We start from the raw sequence: 6,627 nt of genomic DNA, 5'->3' as shown, positions 1-6,627 counted from the left end.
GCGCTCTCGGGGAGTTTGCACGGCGGGGCGAATCAAAACGTCATGGAGATGCTCAAGGAGGTCGACGCGACCGAGAAAGCCCCGACGGAGTGGCTGGAGACGGCCATCGAGAACGGTCGGCGGATTCCGGGCTTTGGGCATCGGGTCTACGAGGTGAAAGACCCGCGGGCGTACATTCTGGGCGAGCGCTCGCAGGCGCTGGGTGAGGCGGCCGGCGAGATGAAATGGTACGATTACTCGACAGCGATCGAAGAATACATGCTCGACGAGAAGGGGATCGCGCCGAACGTCGATTTTTACTCGGCGTCGATGTACTATCAGATGGGGATTCCGGTGGACATTTACACGCCGATTTTCGCGATGAGCCGAGTGGGCGGATGGATCGCCCACGTCCTCGAACAGTACGAGGACAACCGGTTGATCCGGCCGCGAGCCCGCTACGTCGGCGAAACCGACCGTACCGTCACACCGCTCGAAAACCGATAGACGCCACAGACCACATGGCACCCTAACCCTACACACGCCCTTCGCTATCCCTCTTTCCCCCTTTTTTACGAACGCCGATCGATCCACCGGTGAGGCTTTCAGGGAGCGGCCTCTACTCTTCCGGGAATGACCGAGGAATTCGGCCTGCTCGAGATCGAGGAGGGAGAGCCGGTCGGCGACGAGTTCGAGGAGATCGACGTCACCGACACGGAGGCCGACCGGATCGCCCGAAAGCAGGACCGGGAGTTCCTCGAGTTCCGAAAGCGGATCAAAAACACCGAGCAGTTCAAAGTCGAGGCGTCGGTCTTCGACGATGCGACCCTCGGGGCGCTGTATAAACTCGTCCAGGACGGCTACATCGACGCCTTCGGCGGGCCGATATCGACCGGCAAGGAGGCCAACGTCTACACTGCCCTGGCGCCGGACGGCGAGGTCGCCGTCAAGGTGTATCGGATCAACGCCTCGGATTTCCGTGACATGCGGGAGTACCTCGACGGCGACCCCCGCTTCGAGGGGATCGGTTCGGACAAAAAGAAGGTCGTCGTCGCCTGGACAAAAAAGGAGTTCGCGAACCTGAAGCGCGCACTGGCGGGCGGCGTTCGGGTCCCCGAACCGATCGCGATCGAGCGGAACGTCCTCGTGATGGAGTATCTCGGCGGCGAGGACCAACGCGCTAGACGGCTCAATGAGGTCCACATCGAGAACCCCCGGACGACCTACGAGGTCGTCCGCGAGTACATGCGGCGGCTCTACCGGTCCGGGCTGATCCACGGCGATCTCTCCGAATACAACCTCGTCGTCCACGGGGGGGAACTCTGCGTGCTCGATCTCGGACAGGCGGTCACCGTCCACCACCCCAACAGCCGCGAATTTCTCGAACGGGACTGTCACAACGTCGCGGCCTTCTTCGGGCGGCAGGGGCTGGAGGTCGACGACGGCGACCTGCTCGAAGCCGTCACCGAACCCGAACCTGAGCCCGAACCGACCCCGTCGGAGGACGCGACGCGGTAAGCGCAACTTTTTCCGCGTGCCGTGAGATCTCTCGGTATGTTCGATATCGTCCCGGAGTCCGCGATCGAGGGGGGACGGGCCACCGACGCGTACTTCCTCCGGACCGAAGAGGCGCTGAACCACGCCGGACGGAACCCGCGGGTCGTCGCGGAGGTGACCGCCGATCAGTTCCCGACGGGCGAGTTCGAACTCCTCGCGGGTCTGAAAGACGTCGCTCGACTGCTGGCGGGTCGCGACGTCGACGCCGATGCGCTCCCGGAGGGGACGCTGTTCGACGGCGGACCGGTACTGCGGGTAGAGGGGCCGTACCTGGAGTTCGCCCGGCTCGAGACCTCTATCCTCGGGTTTCTCTCCCATCCGACCGCGATGGCGACGGCCGCCCTCGAGGCGCGGCGGGCGGCCCCGGAGACGTCGCTTCTGAGCTTCGGCGCGAGACACGTCCACCCCTCGATCGCCGGGACGGTCGATCGGAGTGCGCTCCTGGCGGGCTTCGACGGCTTCTCACACGCCGCCGCCGGCGACATAATGGACCGGGAGGCGTCGGGCACGATGCCACACGCGCTCGTGATCTGCTTCGGCCCGGGCAACCAGGAGGACGCCTGGCGTGCCTTCGACGAGGCGGTCGACCCGGACGTCCCGCGGATCGCGCTGTGTGACACCTACGACGACGAGGTCGACGAGGCCGTCCGGGCGGCGGAACTCGGCTTCGACAGCGTCCGCCTCGATACGACCGGCTCGCGGCGCGGGGACTTCCGCCACATCGTCCGCGAGACGCGGTGGAAACTCGACGTCAACGGCCACGAGGACGTCGGCATCTTCGTCAGCGGCGGAATCACTCCGAGGACGATCCGGTGGCTCGCGGACGTGGCTGACGGCTTCGGCGTCGGAAGCCACATCACGAGCGCCGATCCGGTCGATTTCGCGCTCGATATCGTCGAAGTCGGGGGGAAGCCGGCGGCAAAACGGGGCAAACTCTCCGGAAAGAAGGCGGTCTACCGGACGCCCGACGGCGGCCACCACGTCGCGTTGGCCGACAGCGAGGGCCCCGAAGGGGGCGAGTCGCTGTTCGAGCCGTTGATCCGCGACGGCGAGGTCGTCGCCGGGTTCGATCTCGACGCGGCGACCGAACGCGCCCGCGAGGACGCCGAACGCGTCGGGTTCCGATCCGGATCCGGGGCCGAGTGACGCGTCCCCGGGCGTTCAATCCAGGAAGTACACCTGCTTTCGGGCGTCCCGGAAGGAGTACCGCGAGTCGACGAGGTCCTCCTCTTCGAGGCGGTTCAGCGCATACCGGACCGTCCGGTCCGGGAGCAGCGACTCCTCGGCGAGTTGTCCCTGCGAGAGCGGCTTGGCGTCCTCAAGGACCTTCGCGACGAGCTTCGCGCTCGGGGGAAGTTCCCGGAGTGTGTCGCGGAAATCCGGGTCGGCTAGTGGCGATTCGGTCTGGCGTGAGCGTTCCTCCGTGGTTGTGCTCATACGTTCCCTTCCTCGGGAGTTACTGGTAAAACTTGGCTATATGTATCTGAAAACAATACGGACAATAAGTCTAATATAAGGACACCTAATACATCCGTCCGTCGCGGCGATCCCGCCGTCGCTCACCGGAGGAACGTCCGTTCGGTGCCGAGTGATCGGTTTGAAATGTATCCAGCATCCTTTTATGTTCCCGGAAGGTCGGTTCGGATAGCGTGAAGGGACAGGAGTGGTATCAGGAGGACGACATCGCCGAGGCGTACGAGGACAAGCGCTTTTCGGGCGGTGGCCGCTACATCGACCGCCGCGAGAAGACGGCGGTGCTGGAGGCGCTGTCGCCGCTCGAGGATAGACGGATACTCGAGGTCGCCTGCGGTACCGGACGCTTTACCGTGACCCTCGCCGACCGGGGCGCCGACATCGTCGGAATGGACATCTCCGAGGCGATGCTCGAGCAGGGGCGCCGGAAGGCCGCCGCGGCCGGCGTCGAGGGACAACTCTCCTTTCTGCAGGGCGACGCCGGACGCCTGCCCTTCCCCGACGATCACTTCGATGCCGTCTTCGCGATGCGGTTTTTCCACCTCGCGCCCGACCCGGAGGGGTTCATCGAGGAGATGCGCCGGGTCACGAGAGACCAGGTGTTCTTCGATACGTTCAACCGGTACTCGACCCGTTCGATCTACAACTGGGCACTGCCGATGGGATCGCGGCTCTACTCCGATCGGGAGGCGCGGGAACTCGCGGTCGGCGCGGGACTCGAGATCGCGGCCGTCGAGCACGATTTCGTCCTCCCGTACGGCTTCTATCGTGCGATCCCGAAACGGATCGCCAGCCCGTTCCGGGCGGTCGATACCGCCGTCGGCCGGACGCCCCTTGGGGATCGGCTCGCCTCCGTCTCCTACTGGGACGCCCGCCTCCCCTGAGTGGTTGCCCGTAGACACGGGACTTTTGGTCGTCGGTCCCGCTACGTGGGGTATGGAACTCTCGGTCGTGGTCCCGACGCTGAACGACCGCGACGAGCTTCGGGGGTGTCTCGACGCCGTCGCCGCCGAGGCCCCCGACGAGATCGTCGTGGTCAACGGGCCGTCTACCGACGGGACGAGCGGGATGGTCCGGGACCGCGAGGACGTCGACGTGCTCGTCGAGATCGACGACCGAAACGTCAACGTCGCTCGCAACGCCGGAATCGACCGAGCTCGGGGGGAGGCGGTGGCCTTCCTCGATCCGATGGCGACCGCCGAGTCGGGATGGCTCGAGGCCGCCGAGGGGGGGCTCTCGGAGGCCGGCGCCGTCACCGGCCCGACCCACGAACGGCTCGGGGCCGGCGTCGCCACCGACACCGTCGAGGATCGCACCATCGGCGGGCGGGCGGTCACCTACTTCAACGGCGGGAACGTCGCGTTCAGCCGGGACCTTCTGATCGAACTCGACGGGTTCGACGAGTACCTCGAGACCGGCGGCGCCCGCGATCTCGCTCACCGGATCGCCGGGGTGGACTCGGCGGTCGTCTGGGCGACCGGGATGTGTGTCTCCCGGGAGACGGCGGCCGACGGCGGGTCGACCGAGCGCGACTGGCGGCTCCGCTATCGATCGCTCGCCTACCGGCTGGCGAAGAACTACGGCCCCCACCCGACCGTCCCGTTCCGGACGCTCCGGCACGCGGTCACGGACGCCGGAGCGGCGTTCCGGGACGTCGCCCACGGCGAGGCCAAACCGTCGGCGTGGTTCGGCAACGGCCGTGACGTCACCGTCGGCAGTTGCAGAGGGTACGTCGACGGGCTCCGCGCTCGATACACCGACCGCACGCCGAGCCGTAATCCCCGGGGCGTCTCTACCCGGAACGACCGGGCGGTCGCCGTCCACGACCGCCGTTAAAAAACCGCCGGTATTGGATGTCTCGATCGTCCTTCGTTCCCCGACCGTTACGAAATCTTTATATAGAACCGCTGACGACATATCAGTGAACATGTCACAGCAGATGCGCCAGCGGCGCGGACAGCCGCTTTTCATTCTCAGCGAGGACTCGGAGCGTGCCAGCGGTAAGGACGCTCAATCGTCGAACATCACCGCCGGAAAGGCCGTAAGCGAATCCGTCCGGACCACGCTCGGCCCCCGCGGGATGGACAAGATGCTCGTATCCGACTCGGGCGACGTCGTCATCACGAACGACGGCGCGACGATCCTTCAGGAGATGGACATCGAACACCCGGCGGCCCAGATGGTCGTCGAGGTCGCGGAAACACAGGAAGAGGAGGTCGGCGACGGGACGACGACCGCCTCCGTGCTGGCAGGACAGCTGCTCGCACAGGCCGAGGATCTCCTCGACGACGACCTCCACCCGACGACGATCGCGGAGGGGTACCAGGAGGCCGCCGACCTCGCCCTCCAGGCGATCGAGGAGGTCACGCTGACCGAGGAGATCGACGACGAAATCCTCGCCTCGGTCGCCGAATCCTCGATGACCGGCAAAGGGACCGGCGACATCGACGCGGCGGCGCTGGCCGAGACCATCGTCGCCGCGATCCGGCAGGTCCAGTCCGACGACGGCGTCGACCGTGACGCCATCTCCATCCGCACCCAGACCGGTGCCGGCGCGTCGGCAACCGAACTCGTCCAGGGCGTCATCAGCGAGGAGGAACCGCTCCACGCCGAGATGCCGACGAGCGTCGAGGACGCCGCTATCGCCGTCCTCGACTTCGATCTCGAAGTCCGCGAGGCCGAGATCAACGCCGAGTACGACATCACGAACGTCGATCAGCTCAACGAGGCCATCGACGCCGAGGAATCCGAACTCCGGGGCTACGCCGAGACGATCGCCGAGACCGGCGCAGACGTCGCCTTCGTCACCGGCGACGTCGAGGACCTCGTCGCCTCGTATCTCACCCAGGAGGGCGTTCTCGCCTTCGACTCCGTCGACAGCGACGAGGCCAGCGCCGTCGCCCGCGCGACGGGCGCCCGGACGGTCGGTACGCTCAACGACCTCGAGGAAGAGGACCTCGGGCAGGCCGAGACCGTCCACGTCGAGGCCTTCGGCGACGACGACCTCGCCTTCATCGAGGGCGGCGCGGCGGCCGAGACCGTCACCGTCTTCGCCCGCGGCGGCACCGAACACGTCACCGACGAGCTCGAGCGCGCCCTCGAGGACGCTCTGGACGTCGTCACGGCCGCGCTCGATGCCGGCGGCGTCGTCCCCGGCGCCGGCGCGACCGAGATCGCGATCGCCGACCACATCCGGACCAGCGTCGCGAGCATCGAGGGCCGCAAACAGCTCGCGATCGAGGCCTTCGCCGACGCGGTCGACGTCATTCCCCGGACGCTCGCGGCGAACACCGGCATGGACCCGATCGACGCCCTGGTCGAACTCCGCTCGACGCACGAGGCCGAGGGGCGGGCGGGCCTGATCAGCGAGGGCCAGTCCGGCGACGTCGGCGACCCCGTCGAGGGCGGCATCCTCGACCCCGCGGCCGTCAAGCGCGAGGCCGTCGAGTCCGCGACCGAGTCCGCGACGATGATCGTCCGCATCGACGACGTCATCTCCGCGGAATAGACGGCGCCGACGCAGTCGGTCGGTTTCGACGAATTAGACGCCAATCCGACGGCATAATCGCCGTCCGGGATTCAGTCGTCGGTGAGTGTGTGTCACCGCTGTATGGTGAT

At 66.6% G+C, this 6,627-nt stretch carries 7 protein-coding genes; 6 read left to right on the top strand and 1 reads right to left on the bottom strand.

The window, feature by feature from the left end:
• The 3 genes from KM295_RS01875 to KM295_RS01865 all read left to right on the top strand — a co-directional run.
• Positions 1 to 486, top strand: a 486-nt coding sequence (locus tag KM295_RS01875; protein ID WP_272494277.1) for a citrate/2-methylcitrate synthase, incomplete at its 5' end; no start/stop codon positions are given.
• A 126-nt stretch (positions 487 to 612) separates the two neighbouring features.
• Positions 613 to 1,497, top strand: a complete 885-nt coding sequence (gene rio1 / locus KM295_RS01870) for a serine/threonine-protein kinase Rio1 (RefSeq protein WP_256028164.1) — start codon at positions 613 to 615, stop codon at positions 1,495 to 1,497.
• A 36-nt stretch (positions 1,498 to 1,533) separates the two neighbouring features.
• The gene (locus KM295_RS01865) at positions 1,534 to 2,682 is read left to right on the top strand and encodes a nicotinate phosphoribosyltransferase (protein WP_256028163.1); all 1,149 of its coding nucleotides are present in this window, start codon (positions 1,534 to 1,536) and stop codon (positions 2,680 to 2,682) included.
• Positions 2,683 to 2,697: 15 nt separating this feature from the next.
• On the opposite strand, the gene KM295_RS01860 is transcribed toward KM295_RS01865, so the two are convergent.
• Positions 2,698 to 2,973 (bottom strand): MarR family transcriptional regulator, encoded by a 276-nt coding sequence (locus KM295_RS01860; protein ID WP_256028162.1) that lies wholly within the window; start codon positions 2,971 to 2,973, stop codon positions 2,698 to 2,700.
• A 212-nt stretch (positions 2,974 to 3,185) separates the two neighbouring features.
• Here KM295_RS01860 and KM295_RS01855 point away from each other — a divergent pair, with 212 nt between their 5' ends.
• From KM295_RS01855 to thsA, 3 genes are all read left to right on the top strand, one after another.
• A complete protein-coding gene (locus KM295_RS01855; RefSeq protein WP_256028161.1) occupies positions 3,186 to 3,893 on the top strand; it encodes a class I SAM-dependent methyltransferase in 708 nt (235 codons plus the stop codon).
• Positions 3,894 to 3,945: 52 nt separating this feature from the next.
• Positions 3,946 to 4,845, top strand: coding sequence for a glycosyltransferase family 2 protein (locus KM295_RS01850; RefSeq protein ID WP_256028160.1), 900 nt, complete (start codon positions 3,946 to 3,948; stop codon positions 4,843 to 4,845).
• A gap of 91 nt (positions 4,846 to 4,936) precedes the next feature.
• On the top strand, positions 4,937 to 6,517 hold the full coding sequence (gene thsA / locus KM295_RS01845) for a thermosome subunit alpha (RefSeq protein WP_256028159.1): 1,581 nt from the start codon (positions 4,937 to 4,939) through the stop codon (positions 6,515 to 6,517).
• Positions 6,518 to 6,627 lie beyond the last annotated feature (110 nt).

This window comes from Natronomonas aquatica, assembly GCF_024449025.1.
GTDB classification, from domain to species: domain Archaea; phylum Halobacteriota; class Halobacteria; order Halobacteriales; family Haloarculaceae; genus Natronomonas; species Natronomonas aquatica.
The sequence above is the reverse complement of the archived record's forward strand: the minus strand, read 5'-3'. Positions and strand labels throughout refer to the sequence as shown.

Excerpts from the sequence above, each read along its gene's own strand:
- rio1 (WP_256028164.1), top strand. The coding sequence starts at position 613 with ATGACCGAGGAATTCGGCCTGCTCGAGATCGAGGAGGGAGAGCCGGTC.
- KM295_RS01865 (WP_256028163.1), top strand. The coding sequence starts at position 1,534 with ATGTTCGATATCGTCCCGGAGTCCGCGATCGAGGGGGGACGGGCCACC.
- KM295_RS01860 (WP_256028162.1), bottom strand. The coding sequence starts at position 2,973 with ATGAGCACAACCACGGAGGAACGCTCACGCCAGACCGAATCGCCACTA.
- KM295_RS01850 (WP_256028160.1), top strand. The coding sequence starts at position 3,946 with ATGGAACTCTCGGTCGTGGTCCCGACGCTGAACGACCGCGACGAGCTT.
- thsA (WP_256028159.1), top strand. The coding sequence starts at position 4,937 with ATGTCACAGCAGATGCGCCAGCGGCGCGGACAGCCGCTTTTCATTCTC.